Here is a 23451-nt window from a genome sequence, read left to right as displayed (position 1 = left end):
CGGCTTAGGCGCGGCAGCGGCAAATCCCGCCGCCGCGCCAGCCGGCTACGACAGAAGCCGTCGTATCGAAAGCGGGCCGATCCCAACGGCGAAATCCGCAATCGATGTAAGAAAAAAAATTAATTATTCCAACCCATCCGCGTGAAGCACGCGATACGGACACAGGAGGAACTGAAATTGTCTCGTTTACATAGCATGGCTATTCTGGCGTTGGCCGGGCTGATTCAAAACCCGGCCGCTTGGGCCGCGGACGCCGAGGCGGATAGCGCCGCCGAAACCCAAGGAAAGGAAAAAACCAAGGACAGCGCAGAAACCTTGGGTACCACGCTGGTCACCGCGACTCGCTCGGAAATGCAGGCAGCATTGGCGCCGGCCAACGTCAGCGTGATTACCGAAGAAAATACCGAAAACCGATTGGTGCAGCGCATCGGCGATGCGTTGAAGGACATTCCCGGCATCTATTTGCGCGGCAGCGCCTACGGCACCAACTTTCCCGGTTCCAGTGTCGCCTCGTCCAGTTTTCACGGCGTCAGCGGCGCCAACCGCTCGCTGTATCTGGTCGACGGCTTGCCGGTCAACACCGGCAGCAACGGCAACGTCGACTGGAACATCATGAACATGGACGACGCCCAGCAGGTGGAATACGTGCCGGGACCGTTTTCGGCCTTGTACGGCAGCGGGGCGATGGGCGGCGTATTGAACGTGATCTCCAAGGTGCCGACCAAGCGCGAAGGCCGGCTCAGCATCGGCGCCGGCGGCGCGGCGGTCGAGCAATGGGGCATCAAGGGTCGCTACCGCGACCGCTTCGAGAACGGGTTGGGCATTTCGTTGACCTTTAACCACATGGACAGCGACAACTGGGCGGTGTCCGATTACGTGACAGTGGCAAGGTCGGCCGGCGCCGCGACGACGCCGGTCCTCGGTGCGATCCCGACCACGACCAACCAGGGCGAACGGCGTTTCATCGTCGGCGACAAAGGCCGCCGGCCGTGGGAGCAAAACAATGCGTCGCTACATTTGTATTACGATTTGACGCCGCAGACGCAAATCGACGGCGGCATGGCCTGGAGCCGCGGCGAAGTCAGCGATACCGGCAGCTACAACAGCTACCTGACCAGAGCCGACGGTACGCCGTTGGCGATTGGTATCGGCTCGTCCGGCAACGTCAGCAATAACCTGAATGTGGGCGGCGCCCGGCTGAACGTCTACGAACAGTTGTTTCTGCACTCGTTGCCGTCGATCGAGGATACCCGCCGTTATTTCGGACACCTGAAGCACGACTTCGGCCACGACATCAAGCTGAACGTGGATTTCCAGTACATGCAGCACGAAACCTACTCACCATTCGCTAACGTCGCCTCGGATTCGCTGACCGGCGGCACCGGCCAGTTGACGGTGACGCCGAGCAACCGGATCGATGCCAACGTCGCCTTGCGTTTTCCGTTCCTGTGGGAGCAGCGCAATTTTCTCACAGTCGGTTTCGGCGCCAACCACAGCGAGTTGGAAGGCCAATCGCGTTATGCGTTGGGCAACTGGCGCAATTGGGATTCGACGACCGCCCGCACCGCCTTGGGTAAAGGCGAATCCAGCATCTATTCGGCCTATTTGCAGGACGAATTGTGGATCTTGCCGAATCTGATCGCGCACCTGGGCGTGCGTTACGACGACTGGTCGACGTCCGGCATGAACCAGAGTACCAGTCCGGCCTTTACCCGCATCTACCAGGAGCGCTCGGTCGGCCAGTTCAACCCGAAATTCAGCCTGACCTGGCTGCCGGCCGACGGCTACAAGTTGTTCGCATCGACCGGCTGGGCGTTCCGGCCGCCGACCAATTTCGAGTTGTACGGCAACACCCAGACCTCGACCGTGATCACCGAACCGAATCCGAATCTGTCGCCGGAAACCATGCATTCGTGGGAAGTCGGCGGCGAAGCGACGCCGATTGCCGGCACCACGATTGCGGCCAGCTATTTCCACCATTACATCAGCGACCTGATTTACGCGAAAAGCGGGATTCCGACCGGTTCGCCGCAAACCCTGACCGAACGCCAGAATGCCGGCAAGGCCGAAGTGGAAGGCGTGGAAGTCAAGTTACGGCAAAAGCTGTATTGGGATTGGCTGCACTTCAACGGCACTTACACGCTGAACGATTCGATCATCACCGAAAACACCGCCAACCCGCTGATCGTCGGCAAGCAAATGGTGCAATTGCCGGAAACCATGTTCAGCGGCGGCCTGGACATCAAATACGATCAGTGGAGCGGCGGCATCATCGGCCGCTACGTCAGCCAGCCGTTCTTCAACGACCAGAACCTGGACCAGATCACCGGTGTGCCGGGCAGCTACGATCCGCATTTCCTGGTCGATACCCGCATCGCCTACCAAGCGACCAAGAACATCGATCTATCATTTTCAGTCAACAACCTGTTGGATCGGGAATATTCGGCGTTCTACCTGCAAGCCGGGCGGACGGTATATGGCGAGATTTCTTATAGCTTCTGAGCGCTGGCGCCAGCAGTTCTAGCGCCTTGCCACATAAAAAAGCCCGCCAGGTTCCGCAACCTGGCGGGCTTTATTTTTTGACACTATACGAGTTTGCTTATGCGCTTCAGTCGGTCAAACCGCCGACGCCTTCCACCGACCAGTTTTCGAAGTCGGCGGCGCCGGAGGTGTCGTCACCTTTCTCGTATTGGATGCGGCAGGCGTAATGGCGCAATACGGCCGGGCTGTCCTTGTCGCTGATTTCGACGTCGGCATTGACGATGTACTCGTAATTACCCAGGCTCCAGGCGTTGGTCGGCTGCGCGGCGAAAGCCAGGTTTTGGTCTTCTTCCGCGTTTTTCTTGATGTGGGTGTTGCAATGGCTGAAAGCCATCGCGGTCATGTCGGTGCTGATCGCCATCGGATTAGCTACGTCCTTGCTTTCCACCAAAAACAGGTCGGATGCGGCGATGTCGTACATGAAGGGCAGGAAAAACTTGATCTGGATAGCAAGCAAAGCGGCCAGACAGACGGCGAATATTATAATTTTCTTTTTGTTCATGGCTTGGGGTGGTGTTTTATTGGGTGTTTTTCTTTGAATCGGCAGCGATTCTAACAAAGATCGCCTGGGCTAGGAAATGCCGGCCCGCGAAAGCTAATTTACCGGGTTTTGGCCGATGTCAAAGCGCTGTCGGCAAGAAAATTCTTTTCGCGTCAAGCGGATAAACGCGGACTGATTCATGGGATCAACACCGCCGCGCCCTGAATCCGGCCGCTTTTCAATTGCGCCAGGGCCAGGTTGGCGTCGGCCAGCGCAAATGTCTGGACGTGGGTTTTGATCGGCGCTTGTGCGGCTATCGCCAAAAAGGCTTCGCCGTCCTGACGGGTCAGGTTGGCGACCGAGCGCAGCGTGCGTTCGCCCCACAAGATCGAGTAGGGAAAGGCCGGAATATCGCTCATATGAATGCCGGCGCAAACCACGCTGCCGCCCTTCGCGACGTGCCGCAGTGCTTCCGGAACCAATGCGCCGACCGGTGCGAACAGAATTGCCGCATCCATCGCGCGCGGCGGTGGCTGGGTCGAGTCGCCGGCCCACTCGGCGCCGAGTTGTCGGGCAAAGTCCTGGCCCACGTAATCGCCCGGTTTGGTGAAGGCGAATACCCGCCGCCCCTGCCAGACGGCGACCTGGGCAATGATGTGGGCGGCGGCGCCGAAACCGTAGATGCCGAGGGTTTGGGCATTGCCGGCGGCGACCAGCGAGCGGTAGCCGATCAGGCCGGCACAGAGCAGCGGTGCGGCTTCGCTGTCGCTATAGCGGTCCGGCAGCGCGAAACAGTAATCCTGTTCGGCGACCGCGTATTCGGCATAGCCGCCGTCCAACGTATAGCCGGTAAAGCCGGGGGCTTCGCACAGGTTTTCGCGCCGGCTCAGGCAATAAGGGCAAGTGCCGCAGGTATGGCCCAGCCACGGCACGCCGACGCGCTGGCCGATAGCGAAACGGCCGGCCCGGCCGCCTTTGGCAACCACTTCGCCGACGATTTCGTGACCGGGTATCAACGGCAATTTGGGGCGGTCCAGTTCGCCGTCGGCCACGTGCAGATCGGTGCGGCAGACGCCGCAGGCGCGGACCTTCAATAACACTTGGTTGGCCGCCGGAGCGGGTAATGCGGCGTCGGCCAGCCGCAACGGGGCGCCGGCCCGGTCCAGAATCATTGCTTTCATAGTCAGTCCTCCAGCTCGGCCAGTTCCGCCAATTGCCGCCAGAAGGCAAGGTTATCGTCCGCTGCCGACTGGTCGGCATTGTTATCGAATACCACGCTACTGTCCATTTCATCGGCCTGTAAGGTTTCCCGGTTCAGCAGGGCGTGTTCCAGAACGTCCAGGCCGGCTTCCGACGCATCGTTGCCGGCGGTTTGGCGCTCGATTATTCGCCGGCGTAAGGTGGCGGGCTCGGCCTGGACCGAGACCAGCGCAAACCCGGCGCCGATCTGTGCCGCCAGCTCCCGAAACGGCCGGCGCTGTCCGTATTGCAGAAACGCGGCATCGACGATCACGCCGAAGCCGGCCGCCAGCAAGCCGCGGCTCAGCTCCATTAGGCGACCGTAGGTTTGCCGGCTGGCATCGGCCTGGTAAATACCGCCGCCGGTCTCGGACCGGCTGGATGCCAGCGGCTGCAGGCCGAACAGACGTTTGCGCTCGACGTCGGAGCGCAGCCGGATCAAGCGGTATTTTTGCAGCAGCAATTGGGCGACGTGGCTCTTGCCGCAGCCGGGTAGGCCGTGAGTCAAAATCAGCACCGGCTTGCTCCGGACCAGACCGGCCACGGCTTGATCCAGATAGGCCAAACACTCGCGTTTGGCGGCCGGATCGCCGGTCTGCGCCAGGCGAAAGCCGGCGACCTTGGCGCGCACCGCCGCCCGGTAACTCAGGTAAAACCGCAGCAGGTCCAGGCCGGCATAGTCGCCGCTGTGTTCCAGATAAGCGTTCAGAAAGCGGTAGGCCAGATCGCCGCGGCCGCGCTGCAGCAAGTCCATCACCAGGAAGGCGGCGTCGTTGATCGTGTCGATCCAGCGCAGTTCCGGCGCAAACTCGATGCCGTCGAAAGGTACCGGCCGCTGGCGTAGCAACACGATATTACCGAGGTGCAAATCGCCGTGGCACTCACGAATGTGGCCTCGTTGGCGCCGCTCGGCGATCAGGGCCGCGCACGCTGCGTATTCGGTTTCGCAGGCGGTTTCCAGCCGGTCGAGAATCGGCAAATCCGCCGCTTCGAGCAACGCTCTTAATTGCCGGAAATTCTGCCTGGCCGGCGCCATCACCTGGGCCGGCGTGCCGTAAACCGAATCGGCTTCAGCCGCCGGCAACGCGGCATGGAAGCCGGCGACGGTTTGGGCCAGCAGATCGATATGCCGCAGCTGCAGGCCCTGGCGGCCGAACAGGTGGTCCAGCGTGTTGGCGACCGGGAAACGGCGCATTTTCACGGCATATTCGATGGCCGGTTCGCTGCCGATTTCCGGGCGTTCGGCCGTGCCGCCGATGCTAACCGTTGCCAGGTATAGCGCTGGCGCCAGACGCCGGTTCAGCCGCAGTTCTTCGCCGCAGAAAAAACGCCGTTTTTGCAGGTCGCTGAAATCCAGGAAGCCGAGGTCGACCGGCTTTTTGATTTTGTAAGCGTAACGGCCGGCCAGCAAAACCCAGGAGATATGGGTCTCCAGCACCTCGACCTTGCTTACCGGGTGGGGGTAGCGGCCTGGATCGCGCAGGGCTTCGATCAGCGGCGGATAAGTTACGGGCATGGTGAAAAACCTCCGGGAAAGGCAGCGGCTTGCGGCCGATTCTGACAGATCGGCGGAATGCGGGCAAAACCGATTGCGCCGCCCGGCCCGGCTTCGCTAGCCGCCGGGCTTGTGCGGTATTTGCTTGAACAACGGCGGCTAAAGTTACGGGATTATTGAGTTTTCGACTATAATCCCGCCCCGTTTACGTGGCTTTTGATGCGGCCGTAACGGCTTTGTTCGGGCGCATCGATCGGTCGACTCCAACCACCGTGCCGGCTGGCACTCAGCGCTGACTCAATATGGATATCTCAATACTCGTCAAATCCCTGATCCTCGGTATCGTCGAAGGGTTAACCGAATTCCTGCCCATCTCCAGCACCGGCCACTTGATTCTAGCCGGCGATTTGCTGGATTTTAACGACGATAAGGCCAAACTGTTTACCATCGTGATTCAGGTCGGCGCGATTCTGGCCATTTGCTGGGAATACCGGGCCAAGATCGGTTCGGTACTCAGCGGCCTGGCTACTGAACGCCAGGCGCAGAAGTTCGTGTTGAATCTGGCCATCGCCTTCGTGCCGTTGGCGGCGCTGGGTCTATTGTTCGGCAAAATCCTGAAGGCGACGCTGTTCAAACCGGTGCCGGTGGCGTTGGCCTTTATCGTTGGCGCCTTCATCATTATCTGGGCCGAAAAACGCGAGCACAAAATCCGGGTCGAAAACGTCGACGATTTGTCGGCGCTGGATGCGTTGAAATTGGGGATTGCCCAGGCTTTCGCCTTGATTCCTGGCATGTCGCGCTCCGGCTCGACCATTATCGGCGGCTTGCTGTTCGGCTTGTCGCGCAAGGCGGCCACCGAGTTTTCGTTCTTCCTGGCGATTCCGACGCTGGTGGTGGCCAGCGCCTACGACTTATACAAACACCGCGATTTGTTGCAAGCCGATAACGACGTGTTGTCGTTTGCGATCGGCCTGGCCGCCGCCTTCGTCAGCGCTCTGGTGGCGGTGAAGGGCTTGCTGCGTTACATCAGCCACCACGATTTCATCATTTTCGCTTGGTACCGGATCCTGTTCGGCGGCGTGGTACTGGCCACGGCCTATAGCGGTCTGGTGCAATGGACCGTGGATTGAGGTTTTCCGTTACGGTTGTGGCGGGTTCGGTTTTTTTGATCTTTAACATTGAAGGGTAGTTTATGGCGTTGCCGTTGTTGATGATAGTCATCGGTCTGGTGGTATTGGTCTGGAGTGCCGATATTTTTGTGGAAGGCGCGGCGGCGATCGCGCGTTTTCTGGGCATGTCGCCGTTACTGATCGGGATGGTGGTCATCGGTTTCGGCACTTCGGCGCCGGAATTGACGGTATCGGCGCTGTCGGCCTGGCAAGGCAACCCCGGGATCGCGTTGGGCAACGCCTACGGCTCCAACATCACCAACATCGCCTTGATTCTTGGCGCGGTGGCTTTGATCAGCCCTATCGTCGTGCATTCGCAAATCGTCAAGAAGGAGTTGCCGGTATTGATGGGCGTGACGGTGTTCGCCTTCGGCCAAATCTACGACGGCGCCTTGTCCAGAACCGACGCCCTGTTGGAATTGGCGGTTTTCGCCGGCGTAATGACCTGGATGGTGCGCCAGAGCCTGAAACAGAAGGCCGACGTATTGGCCGACGAAGTGGCGGAAGAGTTGGAAGAGCACACTATGTCGTTTGCCCAGGCCACGATCTGGCTGGTCAGCGGCTTGTTGCTGTTAATGATCAGTTCCCGGCTGCTGGTGTGGGGCGCGGTGACGATTGCGCAGAATCTGGGCGTCAGCGATTTGATCATCGGCTTGACCATCGTTGCCATCGGCACTTCGCTGCCGGAGCTGGCGTCGTCGATAGCGGCGGCCCGCAAGGGCGAACACGACCTGGCGCTGGGCAATATCATCGGTTCCAACCTGTTCAATACGCTGGCCGTGGTCGGTTTGGCCGGCGCCATCCAGCCGATGTCGATTCCGGTCGAAATCGTCAACCGCGATTGGCCGCTGATGGCCCTGCTGACCGCGTCGCTGTTCGCATTGGGTTATGCCGGCAAGCGCGAACAAGGCCGGATCAACCGCGTCGAAGGCGGCATCCTGCTGGCGGTTTATACGGCGTACACACTGTATTTGATCAACACCGTGGTGAGCGCGTAAACATGTCTTTGGAAAACCGTTTGGGGCATTTCGCCTACCGCTGGGGCAACTGGTTGCTCTACTCGCCGACTCTGGTACTGCTGGCGTCTATTTTACTGGCCTATCTGGCCTTGCAATACACCGGCAACCACTTGACCGTGAACACCGATACCGCCGAATTGATCGCGCCGGACGCGCCGTTTCAACAAAACCGGCGCAAATTCGAGCAGCAGTTCGGCCAGGAAGTCCACACGCTGTTGTTGGTGATCGAATCGTCCAGTCCGGAATTGACCAAAGCCGCGGCGCGGCGCCTGGGTCGCGAGTTGCGCGCCGATACCGAACATTTCACCAAGGTCTACCGGCCGGACGAAAACGAATTTTTTCAGCGCAACGGCCTGCTCTACCTGGATGCCGACAAACTCCAGGATTTCTCGATCACGCTGGCGCAAGCCCAACCCTTCATCGGCCGGATTTCGCAGGACCCGAGTCTGAACGGTTTTTTCTCGATCTTCGAGGATGCGCTGAACGCCGAAACCAAAACCGAGGAAGTGCCGATCGATTTGATGTCGTTGATCGACAAAGTCAGTAATTCGTTGCACAAGACCCTGAACGGCGAGACCGACTTGTTGTCCTGGCAAAAGTTGATCGCCGAAAACAAAATCAGCGAGGAACAGTCCGACAAAGCTTTCATTTTCGTCACGCCCAAATTCGATTTCAGCCAGATTTTGCCGGTCGAGCCGGCGATCAACGTGATCCGCAAGGCGGCCAACAAGATTCAGGACCCGAACATGCCGGCCGTCAAAGTCTGGATTACCGGCGAAGTCGGCCTGGAGCACGACGAGATGGCCGGTATGAGCGAGGGTACTTTCACCGCCAGTATTTTCTCGGTAGTTTTGGTCTGCGGCATCCTGCTGGTGGCGTACCGCTCCTGGCTGCTGATGTTGGCCACGCTGCTGACGCTGGCGTTGGGTATGGTGTTTTGCGGCTTGTTCGCCTCGGTCGCAGTGAAGCAGTTGAACCTGATTTCGGTGGCCTTCGCCGTGTCCAACATCGGTTTGGGCGTCGAATACGCCATCCATTTTTGCTTGCGCTACCGGGATAATCTGGATTTGCACGGCAGCGACAAAGGCAAAGCCATCCGCTCGGCCTTGCTGGCGACCAGCCCGTCGCTGATTTTGTGCGCCGGCACCACCTCGATCGGCCTGTACGCGTTTATCCCGACCGATTACCAGGGTATCTCCGAACTGGGTTTATTGGCCGGTACCAGTTTGTTTATCTGCCTGTTTGTTACGCTGACGGTATTGCCGGTGTTGCTGAAAGTGCTGCCGAACCCGCCCTACCACAATCTGCACGGCGAGCAGCCCGGCGCCTCGAAATTGTCGCTGGCCCTGGCCCACTTTACGCTGCACTACGCCAAACCGATTTCGTTTTTGACCCTGGCCGGCGCAATTGCTGCCGTTTATTTCGTATTTCAGGTCAAGACCGATTTCAATCCGCTGAATCTGCGCGACCCGCACACCGAGTCCGTTATCGCCTTTAAAGAGCTGATGAAGGCGCGGGAAACCTCGCCGATGACATTGACGGTGCTGGTCAAGAGCGAGGCCGAAGCCAAAGCCATGCAAAGCAAGCTGGCCGCCTTGGCTACGGTCGACAAGACGGTCAGTCTGTTCGATTTCGTCCCGGAAGACCAGGAAGAAAAGCTCGGCGTGATCGACGATATGGCATTGGCGCTGGGGCCGCAGAGCCAGTCGTTTCCGCAATTGAAAAGCGGCGTGGATCCGTTGCCGGCCATCAAGCGCATGATTGCCGCAATCGACGCCAATTTGCCGAAAAAAACCAAGCCGGCCGATATTCAGTCCTTGACCCGCTTCAAGCGGGAGTTGCTAGACGTGCAACTGGAACTGGAAGCGCGGATGCAACCGGACCGCGGCGTATTCATCGAGAAAATCCAGACCTCGTTGCTCGGCACGCTGCCGACCGTGATGAACGAATTGCTGACCGGTTTCCATGCCGCGGAAATCTTGCCGGAAAGCATTCCGGACGAGATTAGGGAACGCTGGCTGAGTAAGGACGGCCTGTACCGGATCCAGATTTTTCCGAAACAGGATTTGAACGATCTGGCCAATTTGCAGCGCTTCATCGTCGACGTGCAGGCCGTGGCGCCGAACGCGACCGATTTGCCGGTGATGTATTGGGAGTCGATGAAGGCCGTGATCGGCGCGTTCCAGGAAGCGATTATCATCGCGTTGGTGGCAATTGCGCTGCTGCTGATGTTCATCCGCCGTAGCGTGGTCGACACCCTGCTGGTAATGGCGCCATTGGTGTTGGCCGGCTTGTTTACGATGGCGACCACGGTATTTACCGGCACGCCGATCAATTTCGCCAATATCATTGCCCTGCCTTTATTAATGGGCCTGGGTGTCGATAACGGTATCCATATGGTGGAAAAACTGCACCACTCCTTGTCGGAAGAACAAAATATTTACCAATCCAGCACCGCGCGCGGCATGTTTTACGGGGCATTGACTACAATTTCCAGCTTCGTCGGCCTGGCATTTTCGCCGCACCAGGGCATTTCCAGCATGGGTTTGGTCATCACCATCGGTATTTTCTGGATTATGACCTGCACCTTTATCGTGTTGCCGGCGATCAGTAAATTAGTACTGAAAAAGGCCGACCGCGCCGCCTAAGCGCAAGCCCGGCCAAGCTGGGCTAGACTTAGGCGGTCGCGGCCGGCCGGCTGGAGCCGGTGGCCGGCCGTACCCCATTGGATTTAACTTTTTGTTGTAGAGGCAACCATGTTTGTAATCATCGGTTATGTGGTCATTTTGGCCTGCGTGTTGGGCGGCTTCCTGATGGCGGGCGGCCATTTGGGCGTACTTTGGCAGCCGGTGGAGGTGTTGATCATCGTCGGCGCGGCGCTAGGGTCGTTTTTCGCCAGTAACACCATGAGTACCATCAAAGCCGCGGTTGCCGGCGGTATGGGTACCTTGAAGGGCAGCCGGTTCACCAAAGAATACTATCTGGAACTGTTGATGAGCTTCAACGCGCTGAGTCAAAAGGCCAGGAAGGAAGGCTTGCTGTCTCTGGAAAAAGTGGTCGACGATCCGGAAGGCAGCTCGATTTTTGGGGAAAAGATCGTCCACGACCACCATCTGATGGAATTCATCTGCGACAAGCTGCGTTTGATCCTGACCGGGGTCGACGTCAACCAGCTCGAAGACATCATGGATGCCGAAATCGAAGTGCACCATGCCGACGGCCATGCGCCGATCAAAGCCGTACAACGGATTGCCGACGGCATGCCGGCGTTCGGTATCGTCGCGGCGGTAATGGGGGTGGTACACACCATGGAATCGGTCGGTATTCCGCCGGCCGAGCTGGGAAAACTGATCGCGGCGGCGTTGGTCGGTACCTTCCTCGGTATTCTGGTGTCCTACGGCTTCGTTGCGCCAGTAGCGGCGGTGATGGAAGACCGGCTGGAGGAAGAAGCCGGTTCCTACCGTTGCGCGCAGAAAGGCTTGCTCAATTGCGCCAAGGGCACTTCGCCGGCCATGACCGTCGAGTTCATGCGTACCACGATACCCCACCACACCCGGCCTACCTTTACCGAGCTGGAAGAAGCCCTGAAGGGCGGTAAATAAGAGGTAAGCGAGCATGGCCGAACAACCGATAATCATCAAGAAAATCAAGAAAAAGGGCGGGCACGGCCACCACGGCGGCGCCTGGAAAATCGCCTATGCCGACTTCGTTACGGCGATGATGGCCTTTTTCTTGTTGATGTGGCTGCTCGGCACGACCGACGAAAAAACCAAAAAAGGCATCTCCGAATATTTCCAGAATCCGTTCGGCGTAGCGATTACCGCCGGTAGCGGCGAAGGTACCGGCGACCGCACCAATATCATCCAGGCCGGAGGCCAGGACCTGAAGTCGCTTGACGAAGGCCAGGTCCACCAGGGCGAAGCGCCGCCGGCGGAACCGACCCCGGAAGATATCCAAAAACTGGCTGAAGCTCAGGAAAAAAAGAAGCTGGAGGAGTTACAGGAAAAAATCGAGGACATGCTGGAAGCCAATACCAAGCTCAGCGAATACAAGGATCAGATCAAACTCGAGTCGACGCCGGAAGGCTTGAAAATCCAGATCGTCGACGCTCAAAACCGGCCGATGTTCAAACTGGCCAGTTCCGGCATCGAGAGTTACGCCCAGGCCATTTTGCGCGAGTTGGCGCCGGTAATCAACGAGTTGCCGAACAAGGTCTCGATCAACGGCCATACCGATGCCTTGCCGTTCCCCAGCAACCGTACCGGATATTCCAACTGGGAGTTGTCCAGCGACCGCGCCAATGTCGCCCGCCGCGAATTGAACCAGGGCGGTTTGAACGATGACAAGGTGTTGCGCGTGGTCGGCCTGGCGTCGAGCATTCCCTACAAAGTTGAAAATCCGAACGATCCGATGAATCGGCGCATATCGATTGTCGTGATGAACAAAAAAACCGAAAACCAGGTGCTGCACGATGGCGCCGATCCGACTGCCTCCGAGGCGCCGCCGAGCTTGCCCAGTGTGTCGCCGGCGGTGCAACAGAATATCAAAGTCACCGGCCAGCCGGCCGCGCATTAGCCGACTTTTCCCGCACCGAACAGCGTGCAATTGCTGAAAGCGGCCATCTGCCAATTGTTGGCTCTGGCCGGTGTCTGGTTGGCACTTCGCTTTTGGCCCGAAGCCTTGAATGCGCGCTGGGCGCCCGTCCTGCAAGCGTCCGGCGCGGCGCTGTTTTCCCGCCTGTTACGGCAACCGCTGTGGTGGTTGCCGATTCATCTGCTGTTCTTTCCTGCCGTGTTGTTAGCCGCCAGCCTGCAGTTGCCGGCCTGGGTTTACCTGGGAGCGGGTTTGCTGATGGCCTTGGTGTTCTGGGGTACGGCCGGCGGCGACGTGCCGCTGTTTTTATCCTCCCCTGCCGTGGCCGCAGCCTTAGGGGACATTGCGGCGCGGGAACGGGCCCAGACGTTTATCGATCTCGGTGCCGGCCTCGCCAGCGTGGCGGCGCCTTTGGCCGCGGCGATGCCGGAATTGCGGGTGACGGCGCAGGAGCGGGCGCCGTTGCCGTATTTGCTGGCGCGCTGGCGTTGCCGGAAATTGGCCAATGCTGCCGTCGTCGGCGGCAGTTTCTGGGATTGCGATTTAGGCCGGTTCGATTTGGTGTTTGCCTTTCTGTCGCCGGCGGTGATGCCGCGGCTGGGACCGAAACTGGAGCGGGAAATGCGGCCCGGCAGTTTGTTCGTGTCGTCGTCGTTTCCGCTACCCGATTGGCCGGTAAGCGCGGAAATCCGTCTGGCCGACCGGCGCGCTACTCGCTTGTACTGCTACCGGATCGGGGAGTAGCACGGCTAAGGCCGACACTCGAATTCCGGCACCAGGCGTTGCAAATCGGCTAACAGCGCCGCACTGTCGCGGCAGGCGCAAGCCTGTTGCAAGGCTTCGATCTGTTGGCTCCATTCCGCGCTGTCGTAAATCCTGGCCTTAGCCAGGCGCAGCTTTTCGTGGCCGGTCGCCAGCAATTGTTCCTGTTCGTGGAACAGTTCCTCGTACAGTTTCTCGCCGGGACGCAGGCCGACGTATTCGATTTTGATGTCGGTGCCCGGCTGTTTGCCGCTGAGGCGGATCATCTGTTCCGCCAGATAACTGATTTTGACCGGCTCGCCCATATCCAGCACGAACACTTCGCCGCCCTGGCCGATGGTTTCGGCCTGCATGATCAATTGGCAGGCTTCCGGGATGGTCATGAAATAACGGGTGATGTCCGGATGGGTCACCGTGACGGGGCCGCCGGCCTGGATTTGTTCGCGGAACAGCGGCACCACGCTGCCGGCCGAGTCGAGCACATTGCCGAAACGCACCGTGGTAAAGCGGGTGCGGCCCTGGCGGTCCAGATTCTGGCACAGGATTTCGGCGGCGCGTTTGGTCGCGCCCATCACGTTGGTCGGGTTGACGGCCTTGTCGGTCGAGATCAACACAAAGCGGGCCACGCCGGCGGCAATGGCGGCTTCGGCCAATATTTTGGTGCCGATCAGGTTGTTATGCAGCGCTTCGCGGACCTGGTTTTGCAGCAACGGCACGTGTTTGTAGGCGGCGGCATGAAACACGATTTCCGGGGCGTGCTCGCGAATGGCGCGCTGCACCGCGACCGGGTCGGCAACGTCGCCGAGCACGGCGGCACGCGGCAATTCCGGGAAGCGCCGTTGCAATTCGGCGTCGATTTTGTACAGGTTGAATTCGCATTGGTCGAACACGATCAGCTTGCGCGGCTGGGTCCGGGCCAGTTGTTTGCACAGTTCGGAACCGATCGAACCGCCGCCGCCGGTGACCAGCACCGTCTTGCCGTGCAAATGGCTCTTGATGCCGGCCCAATCCAGCTTGATCGGCGTGCGGCCCAGAATGTCTTCGATCGATACGCTGCGCAGTGCGGTCTTGGCCACCGCGCCGCTGAGCAGTTCCTTGACCGACGGCAGGGTTTTGAATTCGACGTCGCAGGCCTCGCAGACTTCGACGATGCGGCGCATTTGCGCATCGCTGGCCGAGGGTACGGCGATCAGCACCACTTCGATATCCCATTGTTTGACCAGGGCCGGAATCTGGTCGATGTTGCCGGCGACCCGGATGCCGCGGATTTCGCGCCTGAATTTGGCCGGATTGTCGTCGGCGAACACGACCGGCACGTAGCCGCTGTCCGGCGTGGCCAGCAGGTCGCGGATCAGCATCTCGCCGGCGGCGCCGGCGCCGACGATCAGGGCACGGCGGCCGATCCGGTCGACGAAGGCGCGTTCCTTCCAGAACCGGTATACCAGGCGCGGCACGCTGAGTAGTGAAAACAGGGTCAGTACGTAGAGCGGTACCACCGAGCGCGGTACGCCCGCCAGCCGGTCGTACAAGAACAGGGCCGAGGCGATCAGGAAGATGCCGGCCAACACCGCCTTGCCGATCCGGATCAGATCCGGCAGCGAGGAAAAGCGCCAAACGCCGCGGTACAGCCCGAACACCCAAAACAGCGTGACCTGAATCGCCATGACCAGCGGCAAAAACAACAATGCCGGGTAAAAAAAGTCGTCCGGAATCTGCTGTAGATTGAAGCGCAACCAATAGGCGCCGAACCAGGCCAGCGGGATCATGCACAGATCGTGCAGGAAAATGGTGGTACGCGAGCGGAAGTGGAATGTCACGATGCGACGAACCCGTTGCGGCCGGCCTGGAAGCGGAAGGCCAGATAGAGTAAGGGCAGATAAGCGGCGGCCAGTGCGACCAGGGCGTGGGACGGCTGCAAAAAGGCCCAGGCCGAGCAAGGCAGCAGCCAGCCCAAATTGATCGCCCAGCAAGCGCATAGCACCGGCAAATGGCCGTAGCGTTTTGCAGCGTGCTGGTAAGTGTGCGAACAATGCGCCGCGTACCATTGCTGGCCGCTGCACGCTCGGTAGGCCAAGGTGTAGCTGGCATCGACCACGAACAGGCCGAACAGGATCAGCCCGCAGTACAACAGCACCGCCGCCTGTTGTGCGGCCAGCAAGATCAGCAAGCCCAACACCAGGCCGACGAAACCGCTACCGACGTCGCCCATGAAGATTTTGGCTTTCGGCCAGTTCCAGCACAAAAAGCCGGCACTGGCCGCCGCCAGATTGGCGGCTAACGCAAACAGTGAACTGTCGAGGTAGAGCAGATAGCCGGCCAACGCCAAGCCGACGAAGATGGCTTCCGATGCGGCGATGCCGTCGATGCCGTCCATGAAGTTGAACAAATTCAGCGCCCAGACCAGAAACAGGATGGCGAGCGGATAACCGAGCCAGCCGGGGTCGACGACGCGCAGGCCGAACATGGCGTCGAACGGCGCCGGTATCAGCAGCGGCGGCAAGCCTTGCATCAGGCCGACGGCGATTGCGGCGGCCAGCAGGTGGATGGCAAAGCGCCAACGTGCGGCGACGCCGCCGTGGTCGTCCAAGAAGCCGATGCCCGCCACCGGCAGCGCCGCGGCCAGCATCGCAAAACGTTCTGCGCCGAGTTGCGCTGTTGCGAACAGCCACAGGTCTGCCGCGCCAAAACCGAGCACGATGGCCAAACCGCCGCCGCGCGGCGTCGGTACGCTATGCGAGCTGCGTTGGTTGGGGATGTCCAGAACTTGGTTAGCGAGCGCATAGCGGCGGATCAGGCCGGTCAGCAGCGCCGACAGCGCGAAAATAACGCAGAAAAGTAGCATCACGCCCGATGGCTTAAATAACGAATGATCTCCGGCAAGGTGTCGCGGAGCGTATGCTCGGGCTCGAAGCCCAAATCGCGGCGGATTTTAGCAGACGAATACCAGGCGGAGCCGGTTAATTTATCCAAACTATCGCTATCCAGCGGAAAACGTCGCCCGGCGAGCCGGCCGTACAGGTCGCCGAATTTGGCGGCTGCCCGCAACACCGGTAACGGCACCGACCCGTTAACCGGGGGCTTGCCGAGCGCGGCGCGGATCATGTCGTAGATGTCGCGGGTGGAATAGCATTGGCCGTCGGTAACGATATAAACCTGGCCGGCGGCTTGCGGCCGTTCCGCGGCCAGTATCGCGGCGGCGGCGACATCGTCGACGTGCACCATCGAACGGCGGTTGCCCGGCGGTAGCGGCGGAAACAGGCCTTTCCGAACCGCATCGATCATGCGCGGCAGATTGCCTTTGCCGCTGTTGCCGTAGACCATGCTGGGCCGGATCACGACCGGATGCGGCACATAGCCGCCGTGCAAAACCAGTTGTTCGGCGGCGTATTTGGATTGGCCGTAAGGGTCGGCAGCCGGGACATCGGCGGTTTCGTCCAGCGGCTGCCGGCCATCTTCGCCTACCGCCTTGACGCTGCTGAAATAGACGAAGCGCTGCACGCCGGCCCTCTGCGCCGCTATCAGCAGTTTGCGCGTGGCTTCGCTGTTGATTTGTCGGTACTCCGCCGCGTCCTGCCGATTCTCGGCCAGCGCATGGGCTTTTCCGGCCAAGTGAAACACCGTATCGACACCGGCACCTAGCAGGTCGGGCGCGTCCGCAGCAGTCGCCGGATCCCAATAAAAATCGGCAGCGTCGGAGCGGCCGGCGCTGGCCACGGTATAGCCGTGTTGTTTTAATTTGCCACAAAGCACGCAGCCGATGAAGCCGGTGGCCCCGGTTACCAGTGCTTTAGGTCCTGCCATCGGCGGAATCAGCGTTTGTCGCCGTGTTCGGCAAACACTTCGGCTTTGCCCGATTTGTCGAACGAGACCACTTGGTAGGCATCCTGGCGTCCGCCCATTTCCATGCCGGGGCTGCCCATTGGCATGCCGGGCGCGGCCAAGCCGGCGATTTGGGGTTTGGCTTGCAGCATTTTCTGGATGTCGCCGGCCGGAACGTGGCCTTCGACCACATAACCGTCGACTATCGCGGTATGGCAGGATGCCAGTTTTTCCGGGACGCCGTAGCGGGCTTTGATCGCGTCCATGTCGTCGCTGATCACGTCGTTGATTTTGAAGCCGCTTTGTCTGGCGTGTTCCAGCCATTTGCCGCAGCAACCGCAGGTCGGGCTGCGGTAAACGGTCATTTCCGGGCCGCCCGCCGCGGGTTGTTCGGCGCAAGCCGAAAAACCGAATGATGCCAAAACCAGGATTGCCGTCGATCTGGATAATTTCATAAATACCTCGTTATTCGCCGTGCAGCGTGACGATGATGCTGCGACTGTCGGCGTGGTTACGGTGTTCGCATAGATAGATCCCTTGCCAGATGCCGAGCGCCAGTTGGCCGTCGCTGATGGGGATGGTCAAAGAGCTCCCCAGAATGACGGTTTTGATATGCGCCGGCATATCGTCCGGTCCTTCGAGCGTGTGCCGGTAATAGGGTTCATTTTCGGCTACGGTCCGGGAAAAATAGCTTTCCAGATCGCGGCGGACGTCGGCGTCGGCGTTTTCGTTGATGGCCAGCGACGCCGAGGTGTGCTGCAGAAAGAAGTGAGCCAGGCCGACTTCGATCCGGTCCAAATCCGGCAGTAGGCCGCAGATCTCGCGGGTTACCAGATGGAAACCGCGCGGTTTGGCGGCCAGTTGAATGCGCTTTTGCAACCACATTGCCCGGTCCCGATCGAGCGCGCCGCGTCAGGCGCCGGCGGCGTGGTACTGCGGACTCAATTCGCGGACCGCATCGACCATGGCTTTGACGTGCTCCGGATCGATATCCGGCAGAATGCCGTGGCCCAGATTGAATACATGGCCGGAACCGTTACCGAAGCCGGCCAGCACCTCGCCGACTTTGGCGCGGATCACGTCGGGCTTGGCGTAGAGCGTGATCGGGTCCATGTTGCCCTGCAACGCCACCCGGTCGCCGACTCTGGCTCGGGCCTGGCCGATGTCGGTCTGCCAATCCAGGCCCAACGCATCGTAGCCGCTGTCGGCCATCGCTTCCAGCCACAACCCGCCGCCTTTGGTGAACAGGATGGTCGGAATCTGCCGGCCGTCGCGTTGGGTTTGTAACAAGTCCTTGACTTGCCGGGCGTAGCGCAACGAAAACTCCAGATAATCGGCATGGCTGAGCATGCCGCCCCAGGTGTCGAACACCATCACCGCGTCGGCGCCGGCGGCGATCTGCGCGTTCAGATAGGCGGCAACCGCCTGAGCCAAGGTGTCCAGCATTTGGTGCATCAGCTGCGGCTGCTCGAACATCAGGCTTTTGACCTTTTGAAAGCTCTTGCTGCTCTTGCCTTCCACCATGTAGGTCGCCAGCGTCCACGGGCTGCCGGAAAAACCGATCAGCGGCACCCGGCCTTGCAAATTGGTTTTGATCAGGCGTACCGCGTCGATCACGTAGCGCAATTCGGCTTCCGGATCGGGAACCGCCAGCTTGGCGATGTCGGCCGCGGTGCGGACCGGCCGGGCGAATTGCGGGCCCTCGCCTTCGGAAAACGACAGGCCCAGGCCCATTGCATCGGGGATGGTCAGGATGTCGGAGAACAGAATCGCGGCGTCGAAGCCGTAACGCTCCAATGGCTGCAAGGTTACCTCGCAAGCCAATTCCGGATTGGTGCACAGTTGCATGAAACTGCCGGCCTTGGCGCGTACTGCGCGGTATTCGGGCAAATAGCGTCCGGCTTGGCGCATCATCCAGCTTGGCGTGCGTTCGACCGGTTGTCTCAACAGGGCGCGCAGGAATAAATCGTTTTGTAGTGGGTTCATGTTTCGGTGGGATGGTATGAATCAGCGGCGGCTTTCTTTTTGCACGGCACGAAAGCGTTTTTCCAGCGCCTGTTTGAATTCGTTGGGCATGACTGCCTTGAATTGTTGCGCCTCGGCGGCCGTGGCAAACGAGCCGTAAATCAGCACGTATTTTTCTTGCTCGCCTTTGTTAATCGGATAGTAGGTTAACGCATCGCGGTAGTCGGCGTATTTTTTCAGAAAGCGGCTGACGGCGGCCTTGTCGGACAGCACCATGACCTGCAGGGTAAAGTTATTCGGCGGCTGGGCCATGATCCAATCGTAGTCGCCGCCGTCCGAGATCGGTTTGCCGGGTTTGCGTTCGGCCGGTTTTGCCGGAGCCGGCGGCGTTGCCGTAGCGGCAGGCGTGGGCACTGGCTCGGTGCTTGCCTTGGCGCCGGCGGGTTCGGTTGGGGTTGGCTTTGCTGCGACATCTGCGGGAACCGGTGCGGTAGTCGCCGCTTCGGCGTTCTGGTTTTGCGCGTCTGCCGCTGGCGTTTCGGTTTTGGTTGGCGTCGGGGCGGGTGCGGCTGGTGCAACGGATGCGGCCGGCGTCTGGGCTTGAGCGGGTGTCGGAGCCGCAGCGGGAGCTTGAGCTTGAGCTTGAGCTTGAGCTTGAGCTTGAGCGGGAGCAGGAGCAGGAGCAGGAGCAGGAGCAGGAGCAGGAGCAGGAGCAGGAGCAGGAGCTTGGGCCGGTGCTGCGGCAGCCGGGATTGCCGGTGCGGTTGTTTGCGGCTGTGTATCGTCCTGCTGCATCGCTAGCGGAGCCGGATCGGCTGCTGCTGTTGGCGTAGACGGCTCGACCGGGTTGGCCGGCTCGGGCAAGGCACTCGGCGTCGGGAGCGGCGGCGGCATTTGTTCTGACGGCAACAGATTGAGCGCGACATAACCGGCTCCGGCCGCAATCGCGGCGATGCCCAGCCACAGCCCGGTCCGGGCGGTTTTGCGGCTTTGGTAGTGGGCTAGCTTAGGCAATTCGGCCAGAATCTTGCCCGGAATGCCGTGGGTGTCGCGATACACCTGTTCGACCAGGCTATCGGTGACGGCATTGAACGACAGCACCGCGCCGGGTTGCGCCGACAAATTTTGCAGATATTCGCCGCATTGTTTTCGGTTCAATGGCGGTAATTCGATGAAGTGGCATTCCTCGACCACTTTGTCGGTACCGCTCTTGATATGAAATTGGTCGTGGTTCATCGCGAACACCAGACGCAGGCCCGGAATCGAATCGGCCAATTCGATCAGCATGGTCAGCAAACCGGGACCGAGCTCGCCGGCGTCGTCGACCAGCAGCACCACTTTTTGCCGGGCGCAGGCGTCGCGCAACGCGTTGATGTCGAAAGCGGATGCGGTTTTCAGATTCAAACCGCGCAGCAATTCGATAACCAAGCTTTCGAAACTCGAGTTCGGCGTGGCCCGTAACAACACGATGTCCCACAGGTCCTTGCGATTTTGGCGGACGGTTTCCAGCAGCGTGGATTTGCCGATCCCGTCCGGGCCGCAGACGATCAGCGACTGCTGCAGGTTCGCCAGCAAATGCACCAGCAAGTCGAGTTTTTGCGAACGCTCCAGCGTGATCAGCGCGCGCTCGGGGCTGTTGTTGACCGAGCGGCGTTGGTAGCTGTAGGTCAGGTCGTCGTTATCCAGCATAGCCGTTTAACGTGGCTTGCAACTGAGCCAAATCGACGTTGACCGGCAACGACGCCTTACCGACCGCTTCCAATAAAATCACCCGAATCTTGCCGTCGACGTTTTTCTTGTCGACCGACATCAAATCGACGTATTGCTCGCTGGTCATCTCGGCCGGCGGCGTCACCGGTAGTTTTGCGGCTTTGAAGACGGCGACGATCCGCGCCACGTCGGCATCGTTAAGCCAGCCCAGGCGGCGCGACAAATCGGCGGCGAAGCAGGTGCCGATCGCGACTGCCTCGCCGTGCAGGTATTGGCCGTAACCGCAGCCGGTTTCGATGGCATGACCGAAGGTGTGGCCCAGGTTCAATGTGGCGCGCACGCCGGATTCGAATTCGTCTTCGCCGACCACCTCGGCTTTGTTGATGCAGGAGCGTTCGATGGCATAGGCCAATGCGGCTTTGTCGCGGGCCAGCAATTGCGGCAAGTTGGCTTCCAGCCACTGCAAAAATTCCGGGTCGCGGATCAAGCCGTACTTGATGACTTCAGCCAGTCCGGCCGACAATTGGCGGTCGTCCAATGTATCGAGCACGTCGGCGTCGGCGATCACGCATTGCGGCTGGTAGAAGGCGCCGATCATGTTTTTGCCCAGCGGGTGGTTGACGCCGGTCTTGCCGCCAACCGACGAATCGACTTGCGCCAATAACGTGGTCGGAATCTGGATGAAAGCGATGCCGCGCTGGTAACAGGCCGCGGCAAAGCCGCCCATGTCGCCGATCACGCCGCCGCCCAGCGCGATCAACGTGGCGTTGCGGCTAAATTTGCTGGCTAGCAAGCCGTCGAAGATTTTTTCCAGATAGTGCAGGGTTTTGTATTGTTCGCCGTCCGGCAGTATCACGGCCTCGGTTTGATAATCGGTCAAGCCTGCCAGTACTTTGCCTAGGTATAACGGTGCGATCGTTTCGTTAGTGACGACCAGCACTTGTTTGGCCAAGATGTGCCGGCGCAATAGCTCGGGTTGTTCCAGCAGCGTGGAACCGATATAGATCGGGTAGCTGCGTTGCTGGCCTAAATCAACTCGCAATTCTTTCATGGTCTTCCAGAGCAGCCCGGTATTGCTGCAAGATGGTTTTGACGACGGTTTTGGTGGGCAGGACGCCGGAATCGATTTTGAAATCGGCGCACGCACTGTATAAAGGGTCGCGCTCGGCCAGCAAGGTTTGCAAGCGCAGGCGCGGATTTTCGGTGCGCAGCAACGGCCGTTGCGTATCGTGTTTGGTGCGGTGCAGTATTTTGTCGATCGAACATTGCAAATAGACCACGAAACCGTTTTCGATCAAGGCTTGGCGGTTTTCCGGTTTGATCACGGCGCCGCCGCCGGTGGCCATGACGATGCCCTGCTTCATCGACAAATGATGGATCACCGCCTGCTCGCGCAAGCGGAAGCCCTCTTCGCCCTCGTAGGAAAAAATGGTCGGGATATCGACCCCGGTGCATTCCTCGATCACCTTGTCGCTGTCGTAGAACGGCCACTGCAACGCTTTGGCGAGCTGTTTGCCGATGGTGGTCTTGCCGACGCCCATCAAACCGATCAGATAAATGTTGGCCGCTGGTTTCATTGCATGGCTGGGTCTGCGCACTAAAAAACCGGAGCATTATGCCCACTTTTGCCGGCGAGTGAAATTTTAAGATGCGCTTGGCGGGCATCGGGCCTATGCAGGCCCTAAATCCCCGGTTATCGTCCTAATGTCTTTTCTGTAGGAGCAGGCCATGCCTGCGACCGAAGGTGTTTGATCGCGGTCAGGGCCCGCTCCTACCGCTTTTTAATTGAACGACATTGGCTATCGTTCCGCGGCAGGGGCAAGCCGGCGCCAAAGCTTATGCGAATTGCGCCGCGATTTGCCCCTGAATTTTTTCCGCCATCGCCTTACGGTCGGCGGCATCGCGGATCGGGCGGCCGACGACGATGTAATCCGCACCGTTTTGGATGGCCTGTTCGACGCTGACCGCACGCTTTTGGTCGTCGTCTTCGCGGTTGTCGACCGGACGGATGCCGGGGGTGATGACCAGCAGTTTTTCGCCGAGCTGTTCCCGGATCATCGCCACTTCCAGACCGGACGAGACGATGCCGTCGCAACCGATTTGCAGTGCCCGCTTAGCCCGCGACAACACCAATTCTTTGACGTCGCATTGGAAACCGAGGTCGTCCAGGTCGCCGCGGTCCAGGCTGGTCAATGCCGTCACGGCCAGCACTTTCAGGTCGCCTTTGGCGGCGGCGGCGGCTTCCATGATCGAATCGTTGCCGTGTATCGTCGCCAAATCTACGCCCTTATTGCTCAGGGCCTTGATCGCCCGGCCGACCGTGGCCGGAATGTCGAAGAATTTCAGGTCGACAAAGACTTTTTTGTCGCGCGCCTTCAACCACTCGATGAAGCCGAAATAATCGCCGGACATGAACAATTCCATGCCGACCTTATAAAAAACCACCGCGTCGCCGAGTTCTTCGACCAGGGCTTGGGCTTCGGCGATGCTGGCGACATCCAGCGCCATGATCAGACGGTCGCGGACCGGAATGGGTTTTTTTGAAACGAAAGAATTGCTCATGGATGGCTATTGGCTGAGGTAGTTCTAAAAACGCTAAAAAATAACAGAAGAAGGCTGCCAATCCTAAATTTTTGGTGACTATTCAGCATCCGCCAA

Annotated in this window: 20 protein-coding genes; 7 read left to right on the top strand and 13 right to left on the bottom strand. The window is 59.6% G+C overall.

Annotation, left to right across the window (positions count from 1 at the left end; genetic code table 11):
• Positions 1–177: 177 nt before the first annotated feature.
• Positions 178–2502, top strand: a complete 2325-nt coding sequence (locus NP603_RS18925; RefSeq protein ID WP_256612420.1) for a TonB-dependent receptor — start codon at positions 178–180, stop codon at positions 2500–2502.
• Positions 2503–2608: 106 nt separating this feature from the next.
• Here NP603_RS18925 and NP603_RS18920 read toward each other — a convergent pair whose 3' ends face one another.
• The 3 genes from NP603_RS18920 to NP603_RS18910 all read right to left on the bottom strand — a co-directional run bounded on the left by NP603_RS18920 (position 2609) and on the right by NP603_RS18910 (position 5777).
• Positions 2609–3043 carry a hypothetical protein gene (locus NP603_RS18920; RefSeq protein ID WP_256612419.1) on the bottom strand — a complete coding sequence of 145 codons (435 nt, stop codon included), beginning with the start codon at positions 3041–3043 and terminating at the stop codon, positions 2609–2611.
• Positions 3044–3219: 176 nt separating this feature from the next.
• Positions 3220–4203 (bottom strand): zinc-dependent alcohol dehydrogenase family protein, encoded by a 984-nt coding sequence (locus NP603_RS18915; RefSeq protein ID WP_256612418.1) that lies wholly within the window; start codon positions 4201–4203, stop codon positions 3220–3222.
• 2 nt (positions 4204–4205) lie between these two features.
• Positions 4206–5777 carry a bifunctional aminoglycoside phosphotransferase/ATP-binding protein gene (locus tag NP603_RS18910; RefSeq protein ID WP_256612417.1) on the bottom strand — a complete coding sequence of 524 codons (1572 nt, stop codon included), beginning with the start codon at positions 5775–5777 and terminating at the stop codon, positions 4206–4208.
• Between the two features lie 281 nt (positions 5778–6058).
• Here NP603_RS18910 and NP603_RS18905 point away from each other — a divergent pair, with 281 nt between their 5' ends.
• The 6 genes from NP603_RS18905 to NP603_RS18880 all read left to right on the top strand — a co-directional run bounded on the left by NP603_RS18905 (position 6059) and on the right by NP603_RS18880 (position 13281).
• Positions 6059–6886 (top strand): undecaprenyl-diphosphate phosphatase, encoded by an 828-nt coding sequence (locus NP603_RS18905; protein WP_256612416.1) that lies wholly within the window; start codon positions 6059–6061, stop codon positions 6884–6886.
• Positions 6887–6948: 62 nt separating this feature from the next.
• Positions 6949–7923 carry a calcium/sodium antiporter gene (locus NP603_RS18900; RefSeq protein ID WP_256612415.1) on the top strand — a complete coding sequence of 325 codons (975 nt, stop codon included), beginning with the start codon at positions 6949–6951 and terminating at the stop codon, positions 7921–7923.
• A gap of 2 nt (positions 7924–7925) precedes the next feature.
• Positions 7926–10592 (top strand): MMPL family transporter, encoded by a 2667-nt coding sequence (locus tag NP603_RS18895; RefSeq protein WP_256612414.1) that lies wholly within the window; start codon positions 7926–7928, stop codon positions 10590–10592.
• A 108-nt stretch (positions 10593–10700) separates the two neighbouring features.
• Positions 10701–11546: a flagellar motor stator protein MotA gene (motA, locus tag NP603_RS18890; protein ID WP_256612413.1), complete on the top strand. Its 846-nt coding sequence runs from the start codon at positions 10701–10703 to the stop codon at positions 11544–11546.
• A 13-nt stretch (positions 11547–11559) separates the two neighbouring features.
• Entirely contained in the window at positions 11560–12519 is a 960-nt protein-coding gene (gene motB / locus NP603_RS18885; protein WP_256612412.1) for a flagellar motor protein MotB, read from the top strand.
• Positions 12520–12543: 24 nt separating this feature from the next.
• Positions 12544–13281, top strand: coding sequence for a hypothetical protein (locus NP603_RS18880; protein WP_256612411.1), 738 nt, complete (start codon positions 12544–12546; stop codon positions 13279–13281).
• A 5-nt stretch (positions 13282–13286) separates the two neighbouring features.
• Here NP603_RS18880 and NP603_RS18875 read toward each other — a convergent pair whose 3' ends face one another.
• From NP603_RS18875 to pyrF, 10 genes are all read right to left on the bottom strand, one after another.
• The gene (locus NP603_RS18875; RefSeq protein ID WP_256612410.1) at positions 13287–15116 is read right to left on the bottom strand and encodes a polysaccharide biosynthesis protein; all 1830 of its coding nucleotides are present in this window, start codon (positions 15114–15116) and stop codon (positions 13287–13289) included.
• Positions 15113–16141: an MraY family glycosyltransferase gene (locus NP603_RS18870; protein WP_256612421.1), complete on the bottom strand. Its 1029-nt coding sequence runs from the start codon at positions 16139–16141 to the stop codon at positions 15113–15115. Before NP603_RS18870 ends, NP603_RS18875 begins: the two co-directional genes overlap by 4 nt.
• Positions 16141–17100 (bottom strand): NAD-dependent epimerase/dehydratase family protein, encoded by a 960-nt coding sequence (locus tag NP603_RS18865; protein ID WP_256612409.1) that lies wholly within the window; start codon positions 17098–17100, stop codon positions 16141–16143. The genes NP603_RS18870 and NP603_RS18865 overlap by 1 nt, the downstream gene beginning before the upstream one ends.
• Before the next feature lie 8 nt (positions 17101–17108).
• The gene (locus NP603_RS18860) at positions 17109–17573 is read right to left on the bottom strand and encodes a DUF411 domain-containing protein (protein WP_256612408.1); all 465 of its coding nucleotides are present in this window, start codon (positions 17571–17573) and stop codon (positions 17109–17111) included.
• A 10-nt stretch (positions 17574–17583) separates the two neighbouring features.
• The gene (locus NP603_RS18855; RefSeq protein ID WP_256612407.1) at positions 17584–18003 is read right to left on the bottom strand and encodes a secondary thiamine-phosphate synthase enzyme YjbQ; all 420 of its coding nucleotides are present in this window, start codon (positions 18001–18003) and stop codon (positions 17584–17586) included.
• Positions 18004–18030: 27 nt separating this feature from the next.
• Positions 18031–19104 carry a uroporphyrinogen decarboxylase gene (gene hemE / locus NP603_RS18850; protein ID WP_256612406.1) on the bottom strand — a complete coding sequence of 358 codons (1074 nt, stop codon included), beginning with the start codon at positions 19102–19104 and terminating at the stop codon, positions 18031–18033.
• A gap of 21 nt (positions 19105–19125) precedes the next feature.
• On the bottom strand, positions 19126–20772 hold the full coding sequence (locus NP603_RS18845; RefSeq protein ID WP_256612405.1) for an AAA family ATPase: 1647 nt from the start codon (positions 20770–20772) through the stop codon (positions 19126–19128).
• Entirely contained in the window at positions 20762–21844 is a 1083-nt protein-coding gene (gene aroB / locus NP603_RS18840) for a 3-dehydroquinate synthase (protein WP_256612404.1), read from the bottom strand. Before aroB ends, NP603_RS18845 begins: the two co-directional genes overlap by 11 nt.
• On the bottom strand, positions 21825–22370 hold the full coding sequence (locus tag NP603_RS18835) for a shikimate kinase (RefSeq protein WP_256612403.1): 546 nt from the start codon (positions 22368–22370) through the stop codon (positions 21825–21827). The genes aroB and NP603_RS18835 overlap by 20 nt, the downstream gene beginning before the upstream one ends.
• A gap of 259 nt (positions 22371–22629) precedes the next feature.
• A complete protein-coding gene (gene pyrF, locus NP603_RS18830; protein ID WP_256612402.1) occupies positions 22630–23355 on the bottom strand; it encodes an orotidine-5'-phosphate decarboxylase in 726 nt (241 codons plus the stop codon).
• Positions 23356–23451: the final 96 nt, after the last annotated feature.

It is taken from the genome of Methylomonas aurea (genome assembly GCF_024505045.1).
Classification (GTDB): domain Bacteria; phylum Pseudomonadota; class Gammaproteobacteria; order Methylococcales; family Methylomonadaceae; genus Methylomonas; species Methylomonas aurea.
Note: the sequence above shows the minus strand (reverse complement) of the source record. Positions and strands in the feature narration are given on the sequence as shown.

Bases quoted from the DNA above. Each gene is read 5' to 3' on its own strand.
- NP603_RS18920 (WP_256612419.1), bottom strand. From the start codon at position 3,043: ATGAACAAAAAGAAAATTATAATATTCGCCGTCTGTCTGGCCGCTTTG.
- NP603_RS18915 (WP_256612418.1), bottom strand. From the start codon at position 4,203: ATGAAAGCAATGATTCTGGACCGGGCCGGCGCCCCGTTGCGGCTGGCC.
- NP603_RS18910 (WP_256612417.1), bottom strand. From the start codon at position 5,777: ATGCCCGTAACTTATCCGCCGCTGATCGAAGCCCTGCGCGATCCAGGC.
- NP603_RS18905 (WP_256612416.1), top strand. From the start codon at position 6,059: ATGGATATCTCAATACTCGTCAAATCCCTGATCCTCGGTATCGTCGAA.
- NP603_RS18900 (WP_256612415.1), top strand. From the start codon at position 6,949: ATGGCGTTGCCGTTGTTGATGATAGTCATCGGTCTGGTGGTATTGGTC.
- NP603_RS18895 (WP_256612414.1), top strand. From the start codon at position 7,926: ATGTCTTTGGAAAACCGTTTGGGGCATTTCGCCTACCGCTGGGGCAAC.
- motA (WP_256612413.1), top strand. From the start codon at position 10,701: ATGTTTGTAATCATCGGTTATGTGGTCATTTTGGCCTGCGTGTTGGGC.
- motB (WP_256612412.1), top strand. From the start codon at position 11,560: ATGGCCGAACAACCGATAATCATCAAGAAAATCAAGAAAAAGGGCGGG.
- NP603_RS18870 (WP_256612421.1), bottom strand. From the start codon at position 16,141: ATGCTACTTTTCTGCGTTATTTTCGCGCTGTCGGCGCTGCTGACCGGC.
- NP603_RS18865 (WP_256612409.1), bottom strand. From the start codon at position 17,100: ATGGCAGGACCTAAAGCACTGGTAACCGGGGCCACCGGCTTCATCGGC.
- NP603_RS18860 (WP_256612408.1), bottom strand. From the start codon at position 17,573: ATGAAATTATCCAGATCGACGGCAATCCTGGTTTTGGCATCATTCGGT.
- NP603_RS18855 (WP_256612407.1), bottom strand. From the start codon at position 18,003: ATGTGGTTGCAAAAGCGCATTCAACTGGCCGCCAAACCGCGCGGTTTC.
- hemE (WP_256612406.1), bottom strand. From the start codon at position 19,104: ATGAACCCACTACAAAACGATTTATTCCTGCGCGCCCTGTTGAGACAA.
- NP603_RS18845 (WP_256612405.1), bottom strand. From the start codon at position 20,772: ATGCTGGATAACGACGACCTGACCTACAGCTACCAACGCCGCTCGGTC.
- aroB (WP_256612404.1), bottom strand. From the start codon at position 21,844: ATGAAAGAATTGCGAGTTGATTTAGGCCAGCAACGCAGCTACCCGATC.
- NP603_RS18835 (WP_256612403.1), bottom strand. From the start codon at position 22,370: ATGAAACCAGCGGCCAACATTTATCTGATCGGTTTGATGGGCGTCGGC.
- pyrF (WP_256612402.1), bottom strand. From the start codon at position 23,355: ATGAGCAATTCTTTCGTTTCAAAAAAACCCATTCCGGTCCGCGACCGT.